This is a genomic window from Deinococcus marmoris DSM 12784, from assembly GCF_000701405.1.
Taxonomy (GTDB): Bacteria; Deinococcota; Deinococci; order Deinococcales; family Deinococcaceae; genus Deinococcus; species Deinococcus marmoris.
This window is the reverse complement of sequence record NZ_JNIV01000040.1, coordinates 17,785-39,523: the sequence shown is the minus strand read 5'-3', so window position 1 is coordinate 39,523 and position 21,739 is coordinate 17,785. Positions and strand designations below refer to the sequence as shown.

Here is a 21,739-nt window from a genome sequence, read left to right as displayed (position 1 = left end):
TGCCTGCCGAGTTTCCCGCACCAGGACGCGATTGATCGCCTCCCATGAACCGTCAGCTTCAAAACGGCGAAAGTACGAATACACCGTCTGCCACGCTGGAAAGTCATGCGGCAGGTTTCTCCAGGCAATGCCGCCCTGCAAGACGTACATGATCGCGCACAGCACCTCGTAGAGATCGACCGTGCGTGGCCGCCCTCCTGGCTTGGCAGAGGGGAGGAGTGGTTCGAGCCGCTTAAACTGGGCTTGGGTCAGGTCCGACGAGTAAGGCTTGCGTTTCACACCTCAAGCTTGCCACCGGGTCTGACCCTTTATAAACGCGCTCTAAGGTTTTTTTGGTTGGCGTGAAGGTGGAGCGAAGCAAAGTTCTGGGGCTTTTTGCTCCCTCTCCCCTTGCGGGGGAGGGTTGGGGAGGGGGGTCCACCGGGCAGGCCGAAGAAAAACGCAAGTCCGCTTGGCTTTTCCCGCTCACCCCTCACCCCGGCGGCACCGGGTTTCTCGGATTCAGCCCCGGAATCGGCACGGCCACGCCGCCCACCTGCGTGATCCCAGGCGGGACTTCCACGTTTTTGATGTCGTGCGGCAACTCGCGCAGCAGGCCGATCTCGCGGCAGGCGGCCTGTTCGCGGTAGAGGCCCACGGGCACGCTCTGACGGCCATCCGGGTCACCGATCCAGACGGCCATCGCGTACTGCGGGGTCACGCCCGCGCACCACATGTCGTTGATGTCGTCGGTGGTGCCGGACTTCGCGCCCAGCGGCATGTTCTGGCCGTTCAGGCGCTGAAAGAAACTGGGGCGCAGGAACTGGACGTGTCCGGCAGAATCGCCCACCGCCCCCGTCAGCATGTCAAAGGTCTCGTACGCTACCACCGGGTCCCACAGCGGCTGACAGTCGCGGCGGCGCAGGGGCAGCGGTCTGTCGTTCGCGCCGTAGACCTCGGCCAGCAGATGCGGCTGGCACAGCGTCCCGCCGTTGGCGAAGCTGCCGTACGCCGCCGCCACCGTCAGCGGCGAGGCCCGGAACGTTCCCAGCGCCGGGCTGGAGCGGTTGGCGCTGTCCTCCTGATAGTTCACGCCTGCCAGGACTTTCCGTAGTGCTGCTTCCCGCCCGGTCCCCACCTGCACGGCCACCGTGTTCAGGCTGCGGGCGTTGGCCTCACGCACGGTGACGGCGCGGCCCAGGAAGGTGCCGGAATTGTTGGCGATGGCCTGCGAACCGTAACGGGTGGCTGTATCCGTGAAGGTGGAGAACTGGTTGAGGTCCCCGTCCCCGGTGCCGAAAGCCGTGGCATACAGGAGCGGCTTGACCGTGCTGGCCACCGGGCGCTGCGCGTAGGCCGCCCACTGCCGCCCGGCGTCGCTGCTCTCGTTGCCGCCCGTACTGCTGGCAAGAGCCACGATGCCGCCGCCGCGCACGTCCACCACCGCTGCGCCCTCTGCGATACCGGGTGGACGTGGGCCAGTCGCACCCTCGCCGCTCACGCGCCGCGACAGTTCGGCCTGCGCCCGCGCGTCAATGGTCAGAACTACACGGCTGACCTTGCTGGGATTCAGGCCCGCCGCCCTCAGCTCGCGCCGCACCAGTTCCTGCATGGCCCACACGGGTTCGGGATCGTTGCGGTAGTCGGGATTGCGCGTGGCGCTCACGATCCGCAAATCGCCGCCACTGCCCGCGTACTCGGTGCGCCACAGCCGGGGCTGGAGGGGGACGGAAGCTGCCGCCAGATAATCGTTCTCCGAAATCAGGCCGTGGGAGCGCAGGATTCGCAGGGTCAGCAGTTGCTGAGAACGCATCCAGCGAAAGCGGGCGGTGGCCGTTTCGGGCGGGGTGTCCGCCGCCACCAGATAACGCCCTGGCGCGGGCAGCAGGCCCACCAGAAAGGCACTCTGGGCCAGATTCAGGTCTGCCGGGTCCACGCCAAAGACCGCCCGTGCCGCGTCGTACACGCCCTTGCGCTGGCCGATGCCGATCCACGGCAGGCTGTTGACGCTCATTGCCAGCACCTCGGGCCGTCCGTAGCGCAGGGTAACCAGGGGGGCCAGCACGAACTCGGTGGCCTTGCGCGCCATCACCAGCCCCAGCCCGCGCCGCTGCGTGTCGTAGTCAAAATGCCCGGCCAGCACGTTGTTCTTCAGCAGTTGCATGGTCAGCGTGCTGCCGCCCGCGCCGCTCAGCAGGGCGCGGGGCAGGCGGCCCAGGTCCACGCCGGAGTGCGAGAAGAAACGCACGTCTTCCTTTGCCACGTAGGCCAGCAGGAACGCCTGCGAAACCCCGGTCAGCGGCACGCTCAGCGACTCGCGGCACGGCACGGCGTTGGTGGTCTGGCCCTCGCGGCAGTGGTCAATCACGCCCAGCGGCTGCCCCCGGCGGTCCTGAACTTCAATGGGCCGCAACTCCGAGCGCAGGTTCCACACGCGGGTAAAGGACCCGGTACTCCACGCGCCCGCCACACCCAGCCCCATCATTCCCAGCGTCAGCACGCCCACGGTGGCCAGCCCCGCCCGCAAAGTGCGCCGCAGCGTCCAGCGCGATTTGGGGCGCTGTACGAACGGCGTGCGCGGCCAGGGATTGCGCCAGAAGGTGAGCTTTTGCTTCAAGCTGTTCTGTCTCATGTTCACGGCCTTAACGGGCCACGTCGGTGACGCCCGCCGCCGCCGAGCGGAACTGCCAGTCGCGGGCCACGCTGTTCCACAGGCCCGACGCGCCCACCAGAATCACCAGCGCCGTGCCCAGCACCGCCAGTCCGGTGACCGCCCCGGCCCAGCTCATGGCCGGACGGGGGCCGCGTGGGGGGCGGTTGGCCTTCCTCGCCTTCTCGGGTCTGGGAGCCTCCCGCGCCGCACTGGCCCTGGCTGCACCGGGCAGCCCCACCGACGGCAGACCGGAGGAATACGGGCGGGGTTTGCGGACGAAACTCATCGGTAAAGGATAGGGGGGGTGCATGAGATGGTGCATCACACCAAAGAGTGAGCAAGTGGGGGTTAATGGCAGTCTCCGACTCTGACCTCCCGGCCCTGACTTCCCGCTGATTTGCCTGGGCAGAGGCGCGGTTATGGTGGGTCAATGAATCTCACTCCCCGCGTCCTGATCCTCTGCACCCACAATTCGGCCCGCTCGCAGATGGCCGAGGCACTGACCCGCGCGGCTGCCGGGCGCGTGGGCCTGCCGCTGGACGTGCATTCGGCGGGAACCGAGGCCACCCGCGTCAAGGACGAGGCCCGCACCGTCATGGCCGAACTGGGCCTGAGCCTGGAAGCCCACACCAGCAAGACGCTGTGGGACGTTCCCGACGCACAGAACTTCGATTACGTGATCACCGTCTGCGACTCGGCGGATGCGGCGTGTCCGGCGTATGGGGGCCAGACGACGCGCCTGCACTATCCCTTTCCCGATCCCTCGGGCGAATCGCTGGAGCGCTGGCGGAGTGTTCGTGACGCGCTGGCGGTGCAATTCGGAGCGTTTGTGGAGGCTTTGAGGGGGGGTGAGCCGGTTCCGGCTGGCGTGCAGCCCATCTGAGCAGGAGCGGTGAGAGCTTCCATCACCTCCGGGCATTCAGACCGGCCTACACTCTGGACATGACCCCCGCGACATTGACCCTGCCCCACCGTCTGCGCGAACAGTTTCCCCCGCTGGCTGCGGGCCGCGCGTATCTGGACAACGCGGCGGGCGGGCTGCTGCCCCTGCGTGCCATTGAAGCGATCACCGCTCACCTGATGCGCTACGGCGCAACCAACGCCATGCCTGGGCACCTGCCGGGAGCCGAGATTCTGGCCCTCAAACACCGGGCGCGCGCGGCCACCGCCCTGTTCCTGAACGCCCAGCCCGAGGATGTGGCGCTGGCGCAGAGCGCCACCGCGCTGGCCTTCCGCCTGTCCGCCGCCTTCGCCCGGTTGTGGGGGCCGGGGGACGAGGTGATCGTGTCGGGCCTGGAACACGAGGCCAACGCCAGCCCCTGGCGCGAGCTGGAGCGCGTGGGCGTGACCGTGAAGGTCTGGCACGCCCGCCCGCCGGAAATGCGCCTGCACGCCGACGATCTGGCGGAACTGCTCTCGGATAAAACGCGTCTGGTGTCGGTGACGGCGGCCAGCAACGCGCTGGGCGTCACCGTGGATATTCCCGCCGTGGCGGCCCAGGTGCGTGCGGCAGGTGGCTGGACGATGATAGATGCCGTCCACGCCGCGCCGCACACGCTGCCGGACGTACAGGCGTGGGGCGCGGATTTCGTGATGTTCAGCCCCTACAAGGTCTTCGGCCCACATCTGGGGGCACTGTGGATCAGGCCCGAACACCGCGCCCACCTGCCCTGGCCCAAGCTGAGCTTTGTGCCGGACGGCGACATCACGGGCATTGAACACGGCACGCCGCAGTACGAACTGCTGGCCGGCTGGCTGGGAACGCTGGATTACCTGCGCGAGCTGGGGGAGTCGGAAGAGTTGACGCGGGCCGCCCTGGTGTCCGCCTACGCGCGGATTGCCGAACTGGAAAAGCCGGTGGCCGAGCGCCTGATCTCCGGGCTGGCGGGGATGGAAAACGTGACCCTCTACGGCCCGCAGGACATGACGGGCCGGGTGGGAACGGCGGCCTTCCGCGTGGACGGCGAATCTGCTGATCAGACTGCTGCCCGCCTGACCGCTGCCGGGGTGGATGTGGCAGCGGGGCATTTCTACGCCGTGCAGCCCCTCAAGGACCTGGGCCTGTACCCCGAGGGCGTCGTGCGCGTCAGCATCGCGCATTACACGACTCTGGAGGATGTGGAGCGGCTGCTGGCAGGGATTTGAGGGCGGAGAAAAAGGCGGCATTTGGCATTCTGTTTGTGGTAGTGGCCTGCTCGGTGGCCCCCTCACCCTTCCGTCGCTGCGCTCCTCCCTCCCTCTCCCACGAGGGTAGAGGGGAAGGCATCAAAACTAAGCGTCTAGAACGCTATTCAACTCATCCCTGAACCCTTTCGCCGCCTCCACACTGGCTGCCACATCCAGCCCGTCCGCGTACTGCACGCCCCGGCTGGCGCTGGCGAGTGCGCCCGTACCGCCCGTGTGAAATGCCCCCTGTAAATCGGCGGCGGCGGCCCCCTGTGCGCCCAGCCCAGGCAGCAGCAGCAGCGCACGCGGCATCAAGGCACGGAAGGTGGCGAGGTCCGCCGCGTGCGTCGCGCCCACCACCGCACCGACGCTGGCGTATTCGCCCTCTGGTTCCTGTGCGTTCAGGCGGGCCACCTCCACCGCCACCCGTTCGCTCACGCCGCTGCCCTGCAAGTCGGCCTGACCAGGATTGCTCGTCTTGACCAGCACGAACACCGCGCCGCCGTTTTCCTGCGCCGTGTCCACGAAGGGGGTCAGCGTTTCAAAACCCAGAAAGGGATTGACCGTCAGCGCCGCCCCTGCGTGCCGCCCGGTCAGCCACGCCCGCGCATAGGCCCCCGCCGTGCTGCCGATGTCGCCGCGTTTGGCGTCCAGCAGCACGGGCAATCCCAGCGTGCGGGCGGCGGCGCAGACCTCTTCCAGAATACTGAAGCCTTTCAGCCCCAGCGCCTCGTAAAAGGCAAACTGCGGCTTGATACAGGCGGCATACGGGGCGCACGCCTCCAGCACCTCCAGCGTGTGGGCTTTCAGGTGGGCGGTGTTGCGGTAGGCGTCCCGGCGCGGGTCCAGGCCCACGCACAGGCGGGTGTTCAGTCGGCGGGTGCGCTCGGTGACGGCCTGGGCAAAGGTGAGCATCGTGGCGAGGGTAACACTTGCCGGTGTCCAGGGGTCAAAGGGTCTGAGAGTCTAAGGGCTGAAAAGACAGTCTGGGAGAGCCTTGTTGTTCCTTTGGGGGGCCACAGGTAATGCAGGTGATTCCTGGCTGTTCTCCATTAACCGTCAACCTTCCCCCATCAACCCTCACCCCAGCATTTCCCGCGCCACACGCACCAGTTCCGCGTTGTTGGCAGCCGCAAAGTCGCCGGGCAGCAGCAGGGTGTCCTCCAGGCCGATGCGGGCGCTCAGGCCGCGCCGCGCCGCCTCGCGCAGCAGGGGCCAGGCACTCTCGCCCAGGCCGTGCAGCACGGTGGGCTTGTCCAGATCGGAGGCGTCCAGCAGGGCGAACATCTTCCCTAGCTCAGCCTTGTAATCGCGGATGGGTTTGTCGGGCATTTCCAGCAGGAGGCGCAGCACCTCGTCACGCCGGGGCCAGTCCAGAAATCCCCGCACCGCGTCCGCCGTCCACAGTCCCGCCTCCACGCCAATGCCGCGTTCAAGCAACAGTTCGGCCAGTTCGGGGGATTGCTCCTCGTGCCAGTTGACGGAAACGAAATCGGGCAGCACCGTCCAGGCGCGGACGGCAGCCAATCTTTTTTCCGAATCCGGCAGAATCCACCAGCCGCTGGAGATGCCCACGGGAACGCCCGGACACGCGGCGCGCACGGCGTTCAGCGCCTGCGCGGCGTCTTCTGCATCCAGACTTTCCGCCCCCGCCGCATTCCGGGGGTGCAGATGCAGGGCGTCCGCGCCAGCCTCCACCGCCTCATGCGCCGCCCCGGCCAGTTGCTGGGGCGTGACGGGAATTCGGGGATGCTCGTCGGGGGTCCGGTTGCCGTTCAGGGCCGCTTTCAACACCCCGTTACTGTAAAGCCTGCTAGCTTTCCGCATGACCTTTTCCATCGTGGGGCGCGACGCGGCAACCGGGGACATCGGCGTGGCGGTGGCCAGCAGGTTTCTGGCGGTGGGCGCGCTGGTGCCGTTCGTGTGGGCGGGCGTGGGTGCGGTGGCCACCCAGAGTTATGTCAATCCCAACTTTGGCCCCGAGGGGCTGCGCCTGCTGGCGGAGGGCCTGTCACCCCAGGAGGTCAGTGCCCGTTTTCAGGCCGAGGATTCCGGCATCGCCCAGCGCCAGTTCGGCATCGTGAGCGCGGACGGGCAGAGCGTGACCTTCACTGGCCCGCAGTGCCACGCCTGGGCCGGGGGAATGGCCGGGGTGGACGTGGCGATTCAGGGCAACATCCTGACCGGACCGGAGGTGGTCCCAGCCATGCACGCGGCCTGGAACGCGGCGGCGGGCCAGCCCCTGCCGCGCCGTCTGCTGGCCGTGTTGCGTGCCGGGGACCGTGCGGGCGGCGACAAACGGGGCCGCCAGTCCGCCGCGCTGCTGTGTGCCGGGCCGGGCCGGGGGTATGGCGGTCTTACGGACGACTGGGTCAACCTGCGCGCCGACGATCACGCCGAACCCTGTGCCGAGCTGGAGCGCCTGCTGGACACCTTTGACCTGCTGTTCGGCAGGCCAGCGCAGACGCGTGAACTGACCGCCGGGGAATTGAAGTGGCTGCGTGCCCTGCTGATTCGCCAGGGCCACGCCTCCAGCCTGCCGGACGGTTCCTGGGAGGCCGCCACCGAGGCCGCCGCGTGGGCGCTGTACGGCACCGAGAATCTGGAAGAGCGCTGGGTGGCGGGTGGGTGCTTTGATCCGGTGGCGCTGGATTACCTGCGCGAACACTTCCAGGGCTGAGACCGACTCCGCTGAAATCATCTGCACAGGCGGTTTGATCTGGCGGATGCGAGAAACAGCAGGGCAGGGTGGGTTCCGGGCGTGCGGCAAAAGCCCTGGCACTTTCCCGGTTTGTTGGTGAAGCAGACGGAATCCGTATCAGATGCGGCCCCTCCGCCCCGCATCTGCACTAAACTCCCCGGATGCGCCTCTCGGCCACCGACGTGTACGCTTTTCAGGCCCTGGGTTTCCTGGGGACCCACTACCAGGGGACAGGGGACGCCACGCGCTGGGTGTCCAGCGAGGAAATCAGCGAGGCCACCGGGGTTCACCGCCCGTATCTGGTGCGAATCCTGGCGGCGCTGGGCAACAAGGGCGTGGTCAAGAGCAAGAAGGGCATCGGCGGCGGCTATGCGCTGGCCCGCAAGGCTGCGCTGATCAGCCTGTGTGAGGTGGTGCGCGCCATTGACGGCCCGGTTGCGCCCCTGAGCTGCATCAGTCTCAACTGGCACGAGTCCTGCCCGGAGGAGGACCGCTGCCACGCCCGCGCCACGGTCTATACCCGTATGCGCGACGCCATGCTGGGCGTGTTGCAGGAGTTCAGCGTGGCCGATCTGGTGACCGACGCGCGCCAGGGCGTCAGCTACGGCCACTGTCTGGGGCATCTGCTGAAGCCGAACGCCTGAGAAAATACGAAAAACGGTGTGCGGGACGCTGTTCAAGCCGTCCCGGCGCACCGTTTTTTGCCGACGTTTACTTCAGATAAGGCGTGAACCGGCCCAGCGTGGCTGCGTCCGGGCTGGTAGACGAGCGCACCACCTGATTGCCACCGAAGACCAGCAGCAGGCGGCCCGCCGCGTCCGCCGAGGCATTCAGCGTTCCCTGCTTCGCGGTATACGGCCCGGTCAGCACGGCCTGCATGGTGTTCAGGTCAAAGACCAGCGCCGCGCCGCTTAGGGCGGGACCGTCGGCCTTCACGCCGCCCAGCGCGGTCACGAAGGCGCTGTTCACGTTCAGGATCACGCGCGGCGCACTCAGGTTCTTGAAGCGGGCGTCGTTGTAGGTCACGCCCCCCGTGGCGGTCACGGTGGAGGACTTGAGATCGTAGACCACCTGCGCCGCCCGCAGCGTTCCGCCCTGTTTGGTGGTCAGGACGGCGTTCTGGGCGGTCAGAACCTTGCCGGGGTTCAGGGTCATGGCCCCGGCCACCAGTTTCAGGCCGCCCTTGCTGTCGGTGGCAGTGCCGCCCTGCGGGAGTTCGGTGACGCCGGTTTCCAGATTCAGGTTCTGGGGGCCGCGTGGCGTGACGTTCAGCCCGCCGAAGTTCACGGCCTGTGCGCCCGTGAACGGACTTAGGGTCAGCAGGCCCAGGGTTGCAGTGCCCAGTGCAGTGCCCAGCAAAGAGGAGGAGAATTTCATCCTCTCACCGTAACGGCCCACGCCTGAGCGGCGTGAGGGGCGCGGTCAGATCCACTTCAGGTGCCCCCGCGCCCTCCCCGCGCTCTCATGGGGTTTCAATCGCTGGTCAGGACGGGGGCGTTACACTCCGGGACAGTGATCTCCTCGTTTCTCCTGTCCATTGCGTTCCCACTCCGCCGGGGTGCGGCGCGTTCTTTCCGGCTTCTTCAGATCGTCGCCCTGCTGTGTGCCTTTCTGGCCTTGCCCCGCGCCGACGCCGCCCCGCGTGTGGGATCGCACGACGGCTACACCCGGCTGGTGTTCGACCTGCCGGGCAACGCCACGTCCAGGGTCAGCGCGGCGGGGCGCAGCGTGACCGTCAAGCTCAGTGTCAGGCTCAGGGCCGAGCAGGGCGTGCTGAAGGCGGCGGGCGTCACGGCCTACGCGGTGGCGGGCGGCACGGTCACGGTCACCCTGTCGGGGAATGGCAGCGCGGCAAAGACCAGAGTCAGCGTGCTGCCCAGGAGTGGCGCGGCGGCGGCCCGGCTGGTGATCGACGTGCCCACCTCTGCCGCCGCGCTGGCGTCCAGGCCGGCGGCGGTGACCAGGCCCGTGGCCACGGCCACCGTGACCCGCCCCCGCGTGGTGCTGGATGCCGGACACGGCGGCGGCGACTCGGGCATGGTCAGCCGGTGGGTCAAGGAGAAGGACGTGACCCTGGACGTGGCCCTGCGAACCCGCGCCGAACTGATCAAGCACGGCGTGGACGTGGTGATGGTGCGTACTGCCGACAACTGGCTCAGCGCTGACAAGCGCAGCGATCTGGACGCCCGTTCGCGGCTGGCCACCACTGGCCGGGTCAGCGCGTACATCAGCATTCACGTCAATGCGGGCGGAGCGTCGGCACAGGGCATCGAGACGTTTTACTTCGGGCAGCCGCCTGTGGGGGGCAACAGCCGCGCCGTCCTGGAAAACGGCGGCGGCAGCGTGGGCCAGGAGCTGACCCGGCAGGCGGCCAGCAGCGCCCAGAACCTGCTGGGCGACATTCTGGCGCAGGCCAAGCTGTCGTTCTCGCGCCAACTGGCCCAGAAGGTGCAATCTCGGCTGTTGCAGTACACCGGGGCCGTCAACCGGGGCGTCAAGACCGACGCCTTTTACGTGATCCGCAACCCCACCACCCCCGCCATCCTGACCGAGATCGGCTTCGGCAGCAGCCCCACTGAGGGACCCCGGCTGGCAACTCCCGCCTACCGCGAGAAGATCGCGCAGGGTCTGGCGCGGGCCATTCTGGATTTCCTGAACACGCAGTAGGCGTCAGGGAGAGGCTCTGAGATCAGGGCTTCCCTCCGATCTTCCGCAACTGCACCCCGTACACGCCGTTCACGTCCTCGCGCCAGGCCAGCACGATTTCACCGTCCGGCAGTACCGCGAGGCTGGGTGCGCGGGCGTCTTTGCGGGGGTCCAGATTGATCACGCCGGAATCCTGCCAGCGTCCACCATTCCAGCGGGCCAGGTGAATCTGGCCGACGCCGGAGCGTTCCTCCACCCAGGCCAGCACCGGCTGCCCGCCTGCGTCCAGCGCCAGGGCCGGGCCAGAAGCGTAATTCGCACTGACGGGGCCGCCCAGCGCCTGCCACTGTTGCCCGTCCCAGCGCGAGACGTACAGCGCGTCCTTGCCGTTCAGGTCTTCCAGCCACGCCACGGTGGGCTGTCCCTGGGCGTCCAGCTTGAGGCGGGTGGCGGCCAGATAGCGGTCCGGTGTGCGGTTGAGGCTGCCGCCCAGCGCTTCCCAGACCGTGCCGTTCCAGCGCTTCACAAAGACATTGCTGGCCAGTACCTCGCCCTGAAGCCACGCCACCACCGGCTGCCCCGCCGCGTTCAGGGCCAGCGCAGGCGTGCGCGAGAAGACGCTGATCGTGTTGAAGGCCGGGCTGCGGTTCCATGTCTTTGTCGCCGCATCCCAGCGGCGCACGGTCAGGCGGCTGCCGTAGGGGGTGCGCAGGGTCTCGCCCCAGGCCAGCACGGGTTCGCCATTCTGCGCCACCACCGAGCGGGTGCGGGCCGCGTAGGGCAGATCGTCGCCCAGATAGCGCGGAAACCAGTCGGTCCAGTTTCCATCCTGATACGCCCGGAAGACCACCACGTCGTTGTCGCCGTAATTCTCGTTCCAGACCATGATCGGCGTGCCCTGCCCGTCCAGCGCCAGATCCATGTTGGAGGCGGGGCGCGGCACGTCGTAATTCAGCACGCCGCCGGGCAGGCCGCCGCGCAGGGGTTCCCAGCCGCCCCCCGCATTGCGCCAGACCCGCACCTTGCGCGACTCGTACATGCCCTTGCCGCTGTCGGCCTGCCCCGCGTCGTTCAGCAGCGCCAGCACGAGGGAGCCGTCCGGGGCGGCGGCCAGTTGCAGTTCGCGCAGCGGACGCGCAGCCTCGGCGGGGGGCGGCGCTAGAGTTTGAAAACTTGAGGTCTGGACGGCCTCGCTGCCGCCCGCTTGGGCACTGGACAGCAGGGCGGCGCACAGGAGGATCAGGTGGGGGTGTGCAGCGGGTCTGGACATGGGGAGGCCTCCAATGGAGCGGGCGTCGGGGAAGGGTGCGGCCCATTTTGCGCTCCGCTGTCCTTTGAAACAATGCTGTGCCCAAAAACAATGCAGCGGCCCCCCGGCCCCTCGCCCGCGCACTATCCTCTGGGCCATGCGCGTCGTCCTGAAACTCGGCACCAGCGTCCTGACGGCGGGGGGAGACCGCCTGAGCCGCCCGCGTCTGGTGGACCTGATGCGCGGCATGGTGGCGGTGCAGGCCGCCGGGCATCAGGTGGTGCTGGTCAGCAGCGGCGCGGTGCTGGCGGGCTGGGAGGCCCTGGCCTTTCCGCCGCGTGACCGTACGCTGGCCGAGAAACAACTGCTGGCGGCGGTGGGCCAGGGCCGCCTGATGCACCTGTACGCCCTGCTGGCCGAGCTGTACGGCGTGAACGTGGCGCAGGTGCTGCTGACCGCCGACGATTTTCGGGACCGCACCCGCTACCTGAATGCCCGCACCACCCTGGACGCCTGCCTGAGCCGGGGCGTGCTGCCGATCATCAACGAGAACGATGCTGTGGCGCTGGAGCAGATCCGGGTGGGCGACAACGACACCCTCTCGGCCTTCGTGGCGAATCTGGTGGACGCCGATCTGCTGGTGATCCTGACCGATGCGCCGGGCCTGTACACGGCGGACCCCCGCACCGATCCAGAGGCCACCCTGATTCCCGTGGTGGAGCGCGTCACGCCGGAGGTCTGGGCGCGGGCCGGGGGCGCAGGCTCTCACCGGGGCACGGGTGGGATGCACACCAAGATTCAGGCCGCCGAGATCGCCACCCGTGCCGGCACCCCGGTGGTCATCGCTCCCGGTGACGCCCCGGACGCGCTGGCCCGCATCGTGGGCGGCGAGGCGCTGGGCACGCGCTTTCTGGCTGCTGGATCACGCCTGGAAGCCCGCAAACGCTGGATTCTGGCCGAGGTGTCCCCTGCCCGCGTGCATCTGGACGACGGCGCGGCGCGGGCCGTGACCGAGCGTGGCTCCAGCCTGTTACCTGCCGGAATCCGGCGTGTGGAGGGCGAGTTCGTGCGCGGCCAGACCATTCGTCTGATCGGTCCGGGTGGCGTGGAACTGGCGCGTGGGCTGACGCGTTATGCCTCGGCGGATTTGGGCCGCATCGCGGGGCATCACTCGCGCGAGATTGAGGGGCTGCTGGGCTTTACCTATGGGCCGGAAGCGGTCCACCGGGACGATCTGGTTCGGCTGTAGAAGCTGGGATGTAAAAAACTGGGGGCGGGGAGATTCCGGGTTGGTCATTCGGGCAGCCCCACCCCCCAGCCCCCTACCCCAGAGGGGCAGGGTGAGCAGCGCTGCGCTAGGCACGAGTTTATGGGCGTTTTGGGCGGGAGAGGGCGGCGATATCCGGGTCTGATGCCCTGCTCCGTTACGCCGAATGTGGCCCGTGCGCTTCGCGCCCGACGGCCTTCGGTTGCTGTTTCGTTGGGGTTTCTGGACGTGCCAAAGCGTGGTGCTTTTGGCTCCTCCCTCCTTGCGGGGGACTGGTACAGCTCGCACCGCGAGAGGCTGGGACTGGTACAGCTCCGCAGGAGAGGGGGGTGGCGGGCGAAGCGCGCCTCAGGCGCTGGACAACAAAATCGCATCAGGCGGTCTGAGTAGACCACCATTCATTTTGTATAACGGCGCGGCTACCCGGTCCTGGCCCCGCATTCCACACCCCGCCTCTATACTTCCCACTGTGCTGTTGTTGATGCTGCTCACCGCCTCTCTGCTGACCGTTGCCGATCCGGCGGGGGACGCGCTTGGGGACGGCGGTTACATCCTGCCGCGCCAGCCCGCCGTGACCGGGGACGCGCTGGACCTGCGCTCGTTCAGCGCCGCGCCGCAGACCGTGGCAACACAGACGACAGGCATGCGTTTTACCGTCAGCCTCGGGCAGATCGGCAACCCCTGGAACGCGCCGTCGGGTTTCTCGGCGGGGGTCACCGATATTTTTATCAAGGCGGGTCCCGGCGGGCGGACGGCGCTGGCAGACACCGGGCTGCGGGCGCGCAGTGGGGGCTGGCACTACCACCTGCGCGTGACCGGTTACGGCAGCACGCTGGAGCGGACGGACGACACCGGGGAGCAGCTTGAGCGTCTGGCCCCGCCCACTGTGCGATTGGACGGCACCGGACTGGTCATTGACGCCGCCGTGCCTGCTGGCAGTTACGCGTACTGGGTGACCAGCAGCGTCTATACCCCGCTGTCGGCGGGCGGCGTGCTGAAACCCAGCGGGGGAAGCGGGCCGGGCAGCCTCCAGACCGGGCGGGCGGACGCGCCCACGCCCGTGGACGTGCTGGCCCCCGCCGGGGACACCCGCGCCTTTACCGACGGCACCCTGGCCCCGGTGGGCGACACGCGGGACCGTGCCAGCCTGATTCTGGCGGCGCTGGGCGGGCTGGCCCTGCTGCTGACCGTGGCGGCGACGCTGGCGCTGTGGCGGCGCAGGTGAGCGCGGAGGCTGCCATTCCGGCCCGGTCCGCCATTCCCGCACCGCTGCTGATCCTGGCCGCCGCGTGCCTGTGGGGCCTGTTGGGCATCTTTGGCAAGGGCGTGCAGGCCGAGGGCGTGGCCCCGCTGGAAGTGGCGTTCTGGCGGGCGCTGCTGGGCGGGGCGCTGTACGCCCTGCACGCGCTACTAACGCGCAGCCGCCTGCCGCGTGGGCGTGACCTGTGGATCACGGCGGCTTTCGGGATTGCCGGGGTCAGCATCTTTTACGGCACGTACCAGTTGGCGGTCAGGGCGGGCGGGGCCAGTCTGGCCTCGGTGCTGCTGTACACCGCCCCGGCGTTCGTGGCGCTGCTGGGCTGGGCCTTTTTGAAGGAGAAACCCGGCGGGCGCGAGTGGCTGGCGATTGCCGGAACGCTGCTGGGGATCACCCTGATCAGCCTGGGCGGCGGGCAGGGCGTGAATGTCACAGTCCCCGCGCTGGCCTTCGGACTGACCGCAGGCTTTACATATAGCCTGTATTACCTGTACGGCAAGGCGTTTTTTCACCGCTACAGCACCCCGGCGCTGCTGGGCGTGGCGCTGCCGGTGGGGGCGCTGGGACTGCTGCCTTTCGTGGCCCCGGCGGGATTTGCGGCCAAGTCGGCCTCCGCGTGGGGTGGGCTGGCAGGGATCGCGGTGCTGTCCACGTATCTGGCGTACCTGCTGTATAGCGCGGGCCTGCGCCGCCTGAACGCCACCCGCGCCAGCGTGATCGCCAGCGTGGAGCCGGTGGTGGCCGCCGGGCTGGCGGCGCTGCTGTTCGGTGAGCGGCTGGCCGCCCTGGCCCTGCTGGGAGCGGCGCTGGTGATCGGCGCGGCGCTGCTGCTGAGTGTGGAGAAGCGTGTGAACATCAAGGTGCCAGCGCGCGGGCGCTAGCAGTGGATTCCTGATCTGCGTCCTGAGCTTTGCCTGCCCGCGCCGCAATGATCATTCGGCAGGCAACCGTTGTCGAGAGGGCAGTGATTGTTCAGAAAGAGTGGTGCGCTACCATACATGAAGATTCTCATGCACCCTCATCCGCCGAGTTTTCCTCCCCGACAGAAAGAGACCGACGTTGCCGTCCCTGTGGCGGGACCGGGGGCCGGGTCTGCACCAGACGTCCTGCTGGGGCCGCTGGCGGGAATGCTGGAGCTGGAATCGGTGGTGGCGGCGCGGCTGTTCCTGACCGGCGAGAGCGGCACTTTTGCACTGGCGGCCCAGGCTGAATCTGTCGCTCCCCAGGCTGGCCCTGTATCCACCCAGGCTGAGTCTGCGCCCATCGCGGCCACGCCGCTGGCCCTGTGCCGCCGCGCCGCCGAACTGCTGGCGCACCTGCCGCAGCCTGAGCGCCTGTTCGATGCTCCCAGTCTCTACGCGGCGCTGCTGGCCCCGGACGCCGTGCAGGCCCTGAGCGGCGCAGTGTCTTCCCGGCCTTTCCTCTCGCTGTCCGTTCCTGTCGAGCTGGGCGGGGTGGTGCGCGGGGCGCTGCATCTGGACCTCGAACCCGTGGATGGGGCTGTGGGCCAGCCCGTGGACGTGCCGCCCGCGCCGCTGCTGGCCCTGGCACAGGCGCAGGCCGGGCTGCTGGCCGCAGCGCTGCACCGGCTGGACCTGGAGTGCGCCCTGAACGCCGCGCAGCGCGAGGTGGAACTGCTGGAGCGGGCGTGGCGGGCGGTGGCGTACTCGGGCAGCCAGCATGAGCTGTTCGGGAAGATCACCCAGGCCATTCACGAGCTGCTGGAGATCGAGCATGTGGCCATCGGCGTGCTGGAAGGGGCTGTGCTGAAAGGAGACGCGCTGGTGGGGGGCGTGCTGGTGCTGCGTGAGAGCGCCGGGCAGGGCCAGTGGGACACCTGGCACCCGGTGGACACGGGCGTGGCGGGCCGGGTTGCCCGCAGCGGTCAGCCCGCGCTGGTGCCGGACGTGACTCAGGACCCCGATTACATCTCCCTGCTGCCGGGGGTGATCAGCGAGATCTGCGTGCCGCTGCTGGACGGCACGCGCGTGGTGGGCGTGCTGGACGTGGAATGCGAGTCCCGGCACCTGGGCGTGCAGGACCTGCGCCCCCTGGCGACGCTGGGCACCTGGCTGGGGCAGGCCTTGGAGCGCGAGCGGCTGCACGCCGACACCGAGCGGCAGCGCCGGGCGCTGGACCTGCTGCACCGCCTGCGGACCTCGTTCGGCGCTGGACTGGACACCGCCCAGAGCGTTCGGACGGTGACCTGGGGACTGCGCGAGACCTTCGGGTACTCGCATGTCAGCGTGTACCTGCTGGACGGCGACGTGCTGGCCATGCAGGATCAGGTGGGCTACGCCGAGGTGATCGAGCGCCTGCCGCTGGACCAGGGCGTGATGGGCCGGACTTGCCGCAGCGGCGAGACGCAGTGGGTCCAGGACCTCAGCCGGGACCCGGACGCGCTGCTGGCCCTGCCCGGCATCACTTCGGAAGTGTGCGTGCCGCTGCTGCGCGGCCAGCAGGTGATCGGTGTCCTGAACGTCGAGACCTTCGGCAGTGCCGAGCCGCTTGGGCCGTGGGACGCCCAGATCATCGGCTCGGTGGGCGGCTACCTGCAACAGGTGCTGGAACGCTCGTGGCTGCACGCGCAGGTCAGGGAGCGCGAGGCCCAGTACCGCCTGCTGGCCGAGTACACCAACGATCTGGTCTGTCTGCACCGTCCCGGCGGCGACTTCACCTATGTCAGCCCCAGCGTCCACGGGCTGCTGGGCTACGTTCCAGCCGAGCTGATCGGCACCTCTCCCGAGGCCCTGATGCACCCGGAGGACCGCGTCGACCTGCACGAACTGGGTCAGTCTCCGGGACCCCCCATCCTGCTCAGGCTGCGCCACCGGAAGGGCCACTATCTGACGCTGGAGGTCAGTCTCGCCAGGATCGAGCAGGATGGGCTGGCCGAGGCTGATGGCCCGTCTCTTCCGTACCAGTTCCTGTCCTCGTCGCGGGACGTCACGGCGCGGCAGGAGGCCGAGGCGCGGCTGCTGTGGGCGGCCACCCACGACTCGCTGACCCGGCTATTCAACCGGGACCGCCTGTACAGTGTCCTAGAAGAGCAGATGGCGCTGGCCCGCCAGACCGGGCAGCCGGACTACGCGGTGCTGTACCTGGATATGGACCGGTTCAAGGTGATCAACGACAGCCTGGGCCACACCGCCGGTGACCAGTTGCTCCAGGCCTTTGCCGAGCGCCTGAAAGCCTGTATGGACGATGCGCTGGTGGCCCGGCTGGGCGGTGACGAGTTCGCCGTGCTGATGTGCGGGTTGCCGCCGGGTGACCTGTCGCGGGTGGAGGCCGCCGCCGCGCGCCTCCGCGCCAGATTGATCTCGCCGTTCACAGTCCAGGGCCGCTCGGTGGGGGTCAGCGTTAGCATCGGCATCGCGCCGGGCGAACTGCACCACGCCTCGCCCGCCGACATCCTGCGCGACGCGGACCTGAGCATGTACCGCGCCAAGCGTGACCCGTCGCGCCCGGTGGTGACCTTCCGGCCCGAGATGCACGCGGTGGCCCTGCGCCAGCTTCAGCTCGAGGCCGATCTGGCGCAGGCGGCGCGGCGCGGCCAGATGCGGCTGGTCTACCAGCCCATCGTGGACATCCAGACGGGCCGGATCGGCGCTTACGAGGCCCTGCTGCGCTGGCAGCACCCGCAGCTTGGAGCGGTGCCGCCGTGCGAATTTGTGCCGCTGGCCGAGGAACTGGAGATCATCTCCGAGCTGGGGGCCTTCGTGCTGGAGGTGGCTTGCCGGACCTTTCAGGCCGCGTCCGGCCCTGATCTGGCCTGTTCTGACCCGGCTGGTCCAGCGCCCTTCCCGCCCCCGTCGTTGCAGGTCAACGTGTCCACCCGCCAGTTCCTGCGCCCCGGCTTCGTGGGAACGGTGCGCCGGATTCTGGACGATACCGGCTTTCCCGCCGCGCGGCTGCATCTGGAGGTCACCGAGAGTGCCCTGATCCTGGATATCGACGAGGCCGCCCGCACCCTGACCGAGTTGCGCGGCCTGGGCGTCCGAATCCACATCGACGATTTCGGGACCGGGCATTCCAGTCTGGCGTTCCTGCACCGCTTTCCGGTGGACGCCCTGAAGGTGGACCGGGCCTTCATCGCCCGGCTGGGCGAGGATCTGGTCAGCGCCAAGGTGGTGCAGACCGTGCTGCTGCTGGCCCGCACCCTGGATGTGGAGGTGATCGCCGAGGGCATCGAGACGCCCATGCAGCGCGATCACCTGATCCGCCTGGGCTGCCGCTGGGGCCAGGGTTACCTGTTCGCCCGGCCCCTGGAACTGGCCGATACGCTGGAATTGCTGCGGGCCGGACCGGGCGCGCTGCTGGGGCCGCAGGGTTGAGGAGTCCCGTCCGCCTGGGCCAGAGCTTCAGCGTGCCCGCAAATCGAAATCCCACTCGAACGAGCGGCCCCAGGGCAGGGCGGCGTCCTCCAGCACGTATTCATTGCCGATTCTGAGCGGGAAATAATTCTGCGCCAGCCTGAGCAGTTCGGCCTGTCCCTGCGGCGTGTCCAGCTCCTTTTCCGGCACGGCCTTGCGAAGTGCGGCGCGCAGTTCGGTGCTGTAGATCACGTCATTGGCATATTCGCGGGCCAGCAGGGCGTCCTGCCGCAGCGGATCGTGATTGTTCAGGGCCAGCTTGGCGTGGGCCAGAGCCGATCCGAGATTGTTGCCGGGGGTGCCCCACGCCGCCAGCGCCCGCAGGTTGGCGTGTTGGCGCAGCGTGGTCAGATCGGCCCACAGCCGCGAGTTGCCCAGATTGACCTTTTCCACATCCGCCACTGCCACCGGCCCGCGCCGCAGCAGGGTGCTGATTCGCAGGGCAGATTTACGGGGATCGCCGCCGTTAAACACGTACAGGGTCAGATCGGCGTCCGACTCCACCACGGTAAAGCCGCTGCCCGCCGCGTGGTTGGCCGCGCTCTGCGTCAGCGGAATGCCCTCGTACTTGATGACCGCCTGCGCCGCTTTCGGGTCGCTGTATTCCACCCGCACGGTCTTTTCCTGGGGTGCCAGGGCGCGGGCCACCAGCATGGACAGCACCTCGTCCGCGCCGGGGTAGACGCGCACGTTCGTCAGGCCTCTGTCTGCCGCTTCCTTTACCAGCGCTGTACCTTCCGCCGGGGCCGGGCTGCCGGGCAGGGCGTCGTCCCAGGTGATGTCCAACTGGGCTAGAACACCGGAGCTGGCCCAGTCCAGCATGGTCCGCGCCACCGCCAGATTGCGTGCCCGGTCCGTGGCATCCGGCTCGCGCGGCAGGGTGATGAAGGCGAGGATGGGCTGCCCGGTCCGCTGGTGCCACTCGCGCAAGGGTTCCAGCCGGGCCAGCGCCTGCGCCACCGTCAACGGACTCTTGCGCGACTGCACCAGTCCGCCGTAGGCCAGCGCGTCCAGCGAGGCGATCAGCGGACCGTCTGTGGGCTGGGTGTTGAGCCACGCGGCCAGCAGCGCCGGGTTGGCCTCCTGTCCAGCGTTGCCCAGCAGCACGGCGGGCGGAACGTGGGGTGCGCCGCCGCCGAGGCCCGCGATCAGGGCGGGCAGCACCCGTGTCGCGGGCCGTGAATCCAGCGGCAGCAGCGTTTGTGCGCCCGCCTGGGCGGCGAGCAGAAATGAAAGCAGGAGGGCAGGGCGCAACATTGGGGAAGGGTAACGGGCGGGGATGAGAGGGGTTTTGGGGGGTGGGTTTCTGGGGTGGCTCCCACGGTTAACCCCTCTGCTTCGCAGCTCTGCGAGTCCGTCCCTTCGGGGCATTTCCCCTTGAGGGGAGGCAAGGAGATTCGTCTGCTGCATGGTCTTCTGCGCGCATTGGCTCCCTTTTGAGGGGAGCTGGCAGCGAAGCTGACTGAGGGGTTAAACCGCAAGCACCCACCCCTGCGCCCCAATCCCCCTTTTCCCCACACCTCCGCACTGCGTACCATCTGCCCCGGCCCCTGGGGCGTACCTTGAGGGCAATGAAATGGACGGATTTGTGGGGACTGGCCTGGCGCGGGCTGACGCGGCGGCGGGTGCGGACGGGCCTGACCGCGCTGGGGATCACGGTGGCGGTGGCGAGCATGGTGATTTTCCTGTCGCTGGGCGAGGGCATCCGCAAGGTGTTTGTGGAGCAGCTCGGCGGCATCGGCCCGGATATTCAGGTCAGCCTGAGCGGCTTCACGCAGGGTTTCGCGCCGCAGCCCAACCTGCCCGACAAGGCCGTGACCGATATCCAGGCGCTGGCCCCCGAACTGGGGATTAAAACGGTGACCCCGGTGGTGATGACCATTCGCGGCAGTCTGGACGTGTCGCAGAGCGTGGTGCTGTACGGTCTGCCCGCCGTGCAGGGCATCGGCGCGGTGTTTCCCAATTCCAGTACGGCGCAGGGCCGCGCCTTCACTGCCGCCGACGAGGGCAAGGGGGTGGCAATTGCAGGCGCGAAGGCCGCGCAGAACCTGAATCTCAAGGTGGGCAGCACCCTCAACCTCAACCGCCGCAACCAGGCCGAGGTGGTGGGTGTGCTGGCCCCCGAATCCGGGCTGGTGGACAACTTCATCTTTCTGCCGCTGAACACCCTGCAAAAGTCTGAAGGTGCAGAGGGCCGCGTCTCGCTGGTGGCCGTCAAGCTGGACAATCCCCGCCAGGCGCGCGAGGTGGCGACGGCGCTGTCCGACAAACTGGATCTGGAAGCCTCCACCCAGTCGGATTTCCTGAGCTTCGTGGAGCGGGCGCTGAAGATCAGTGACGCGGTGCGCTTCGGCATCTCGCTGATCTCGCTGATCGTGGGCGGGCTGGCGGTGGCGAACACGGTGATGATGGGCGTCTTTGAGCGCACTCGCGAATTTGGCACGCTGCGGGCCATCGGGGCGCGGCCCGGCTTCGTGCGGGCGCTGGTGCTGAGCGAATCGCTGCTGCTGTCCCTCGTGGGCGGCGTGGGCGGCGTGATCGTGGGGCTGGTGGGCATCTGGGGCGTCAACCTGTACACCCAGCAACTGGCCGGAATCGACGCCGCCGCGCTGACGCCCCGGCTGGTGCTGCTGGCACTGGGGATCAGCCTGTTCCTGGGTCTGGTGTCGGGCCTGCTGCCTGCCCGCACGGCCAGTAAGTTGAACATCACCGAAGCGCTGGGGAGGGTCTGATGACTGTTGCAACGAGAGAAAAAGCCGAGGCTCAGGCCACCAGCACGCCGCCCCTGCACGTTGAAAACCTGTCGCGCGTCTATCCCAGCGGCGAGGGGCAGGTTCAGGCGCTGGCCTCCTTTACCCATACCTTCCCGCCCGGCATGACGGCAGTGGTGGGGCCGTCCGGCAGTGGCAAAAGCACCCTGCTGAATCTGCTGGCGGGCTTCGACAGTCCCAGCACCGGGCATGTCTCGGTGGGCGACGTGAACCTGACCACCCTCTCCGAACCCGCGCGGGCCGATTTCCGGCTGGCGCACTACGGCTTCGTGTTCCAGAACCACAATCTGGTCAGCATCCTGAGCGCGCAGGAGAACGTGGAGTTTCCGCTGACGCTGGCCGGGTTGCCGCCGAAAGAACGCCGGGCGCGGGCGCGCGAGCTGCTGGCCCTGGTGGGCCTGGAAAACCGCGCTGGACACCTGCCCAACCAGCTTTCGGGCGGTGAGGCGCAGCGTGTGGCGATTGCCCGCGCCCTGGCCCGCGATCCCGGCATCCTGCTGGCCGACGAGCCGACGGGGAACCTGGACAGCAAGACCGGAGAATTGGTGCTGTCCCTGCTGACCGGAGCCGCCGCCGAGGGCCGCCGCGTGGTCCTGATCACCCACGATCTGGAGGTGGCAGCGCTGGCGAATTACCGCCTCAGCGTGCGCGACGGCGTGGTGACGGCGGGGTAGGA

At 68.4% G+C, this 21,739-nt stretch carries 19 protein-coding genes; 11 read left to right on the top strand and 8 right to left on the bottom strand.

Annotated features, from left to right (window positions below; genetic code table 11):
* The 3 genes from Q319_RS26220 to Q319_RS0111300 form a co-directional block, all read right to left on the bottom strand.
* A partial coding sequence (locus Q319_RS26220; protein ID WP_029482611.1) for a transposase occupies positions 1-279 on the bottom strand: 279 nt, incomplete at its 3' end.
* A 193-nt stretch (positions 280-472) separates the two neighbouring features.
* Positions 473-2,596 carry a transglycosylase domain-containing protein gene (locus Q319_RS0111305; protein WP_245619137.1) on the bottom strand — a complete coding sequence of 708 codons (2,124 nt, stop codon included), beginning with the start codon at positions 2,594-2,596 and terminating at the stop codon, positions 473-475.
* A 25-nt stretch (positions 2,597-2,621) separates the two neighbouring features.
* On the bottom strand, positions 2,622-2,918 hold the full coding sequence (locus Q319_RS0111300) for a hypothetical protein (RefSeq protein WP_029482609.1): 297 nt from the start codon (positions 2,916-2,918) through the stop codon (positions 2,622-2,624).
* Between the two features lie 144 nt (positions 2,919-3,062).
* Between Q319_RS0111300 and Q319_RS0111295 the strand changes: the two genes are divergently transcribed.
* Positions 3,063-3,515, top strand: coding sequence for an arsenate reductase ArsC (locus tag Q319_RS0111295; RefSeq protein ID WP_029482608.1), 453 nt, complete (start codon positions 3,063-3,065; stop codon positions 3,513-3,515).
* 59 nt (positions 3,516-3,574) lie between these two features.
* Positions 3,575-4,777, top strand: coding sequence for a cysteine desulfurase-like protein (locus tag Q319_RS0111290; RefSeq protein WP_029482607.1), 1,203 nt, complete (start codon positions 3,575-3,577; stop codon positions 4,775-4,777).
* A gap of 126 nt (positions 4,778-4,903) precedes the next feature.
* On the opposite strand, the gene pyrF is transcribed toward Q319_RS0111290, so the two are convergent.
* Together pyrF and Q319_RS0111280 are read right to left on the bottom strand one after the other, a co-directional pair.
* Positions 4,904-5,713 carry an orotidine-5'-phosphate decarboxylase gene (pyrF, locus tag Q319_RS0111285; RefSeq protein WP_029482606.1) on the bottom strand — a complete coding sequence of 270 codons (810 nt, stop codon included), beginning with the start codon at positions 5,711-5,713 and terminating at the stop codon, positions 4,904-4,906.
* Between the two features lie 165 nt (positions 5,714-5,878).
* Positions 5,879-6,592, bottom strand: a complete 714-nt coding sequence (locus tag Q319_RS0111280; protein ID WP_029482605.1) for a 3-keto-5-aminohexanoate cleavage protein — start codon at positions 6,590-6,592, stop codon at positions 5,879-5,881.
* Positions 6,593-6,623: 31 nt separating this feature from the next.
* Between Q319_RS0111280 and Q319_RS0111275 the strand changes: the two genes are divergently transcribed.
* On the top strand, positions 6,624-7,478 hold the full coding sequence (locus tag Q319_RS0111275; RefSeq protein ID WP_029482604.1) for a DUF1028 domain-containing protein: 855 nt from the start codon (positions 6,624-6,626) through the stop codon (positions 7,476-7,478).
* A 182-nt stretch (positions 7,479-7,660) separates the two neighbouring features.
* Positions 7,661-8,143, top strand: a complete 483-nt coding sequence (locus Q319_RS0111270; RefSeq protein ID WP_029482603.1) for an Rrf2 family transcriptional regulator — start codon at positions 7,661-7,663, stop codon at positions 8,141-8,143.
* 67 nt (positions 8,144-8,210) lie between these two features.
* On the opposite strand, the gene Q319_RS0111265 is transcribed toward Q319_RS0111270, so the two are convergent.
* Positions 8,211-8,876 (bottom strand): hypothetical protein, encoded by a 666-nt coding sequence (locus Q319_RS0111265; RefSeq protein ID WP_245619135.1) that lies wholly within the window; start codon positions 8,874-8,876, stop codon positions 8,211-8,213.
* Between the two features lie 135 nt (positions 8,877-9,011).
* Here Q319_RS0111265 and Q319_RS0111260 point away from each other — a divergent pair, with 135 nt between their 5' ends.
* Complete coding sequence (locus Q319_RS0111260) at positions 9,012-10,166, top strand: N-acetylmuramoyl-L-alanine amidase (RefSeq protein WP_342667888.1); 1,155 nt, start codon at positions 9,012-9,014, stop codon at positions 10,164-10,166.
* Positions 10,167-10,188: 22 nt separating this feature from the next.
* Here the strand turns inward: Q319_RS0111260 and Q319_RS0111255 are convergent, their stop codons facing one another.
* A complete protein-coding gene (locus Q319_RS0111255; protein WP_029482600.1) occupies positions 10,189-11,415 on the bottom strand; it encodes a sialidase family protein in 1,227 nt (408 codons plus the stop codon).
* Between the two features lie 136 nt (positions 11,416-11,551).
* Here Q319_RS0111255 and proB point away from each other — a divergent pair, with 136 nt between their 5' ends.
* The 4 genes from proB (at position 11,552) to Q319_RS25550 (ending at position 18,253) form a co-directional block, all read left to right on the top strand.
* Entirely contained in the window at positions 11,552-12,643 is a 1,092-nt protein-coding gene (proB, locus tag Q319_RS0111250; RefSeq protein ID WP_029482599.1) for a glutamate 5-kinase, read from the top strand.
* 487 nt (positions 12,644-13,130) lie between these two features.
* Positions 13,131-13,886, top strand: a complete 756-nt coding sequence (locus Q319_RS0111245; protein ID WP_245619133.1) for a glucodextranase DOMON-like domain-containing protein — start codon at positions 13,131-13,133, stop codon at positions 13,884-13,886.
* Positions 13,883-14,800, top strand: coding sequence for a DMT family transporter (locus Q319_RS0111240; protein WP_081846005.1), 918 nt, complete (start codon positions 13,883-13,885; stop codon positions 14,798-14,800). The genes Q319_RS0111245 and Q319_RS0111240 overlap by 4 nt, the downstream gene beginning before the upstream one ends.
* A gap of 117 nt (positions 14,801-14,917) precedes the next feature.
* A complete protein-coding gene (locus Q319_RS25550) occupies positions 14,918-18,253 on the top strand; it encodes an EAL domain-containing protein (RefSeq protein WP_051655308.1) in 3,336 nt (1,111 codons plus the stop codon).
* A gap of 27 nt (positions 18,254-18,280) precedes the next feature.
* Here the strand turns inward: Q319_RS25550 and Q319_RS0111220 are convergent, their stop codons facing one another.
* Positions 18,281-19,549, bottom strand: coding sequence for a DUF4127 family protein (locus tag Q319_RS0111220; protein ID WP_029482593.1), 1,269 nt, complete (start codon positions 19,547-19,549; stop codon positions 18,281-18,283).
* Between the two features lie 314 nt (positions 19,550-19,863).
* Here Q319_RS0111220 and Q319_RS0111215 point away from each other — a divergent pair, with 314 nt between their 5' ends.
* Together Q319_RS0111215 and Q319_RS0111210 are read left to right on the top strand one after the other, a co-directional pair.
* Entirely contained in the window at positions 19,864-21,024 is a 1,161-nt protein-coding gene (locus tag Q319_RS0111215; protein ID WP_029482592.1) for an ABC transporter permease, read from the top strand.
* Entirely contained in the window at positions 21,024-21,737 is a 714-nt protein-coding gene (locus Q319_RS0111210; RefSeq protein WP_051655307.1) for an ABC transporter ATP-binding protein, read from the top strand. The genes Q319_RS0111215 and Q319_RS0111210 overlap by 1 nt, the downstream gene beginning before the upstream one ends.
* The last annotated feature ends 2 nt before the right edge of the window (positions 21,738-21,739 follow it).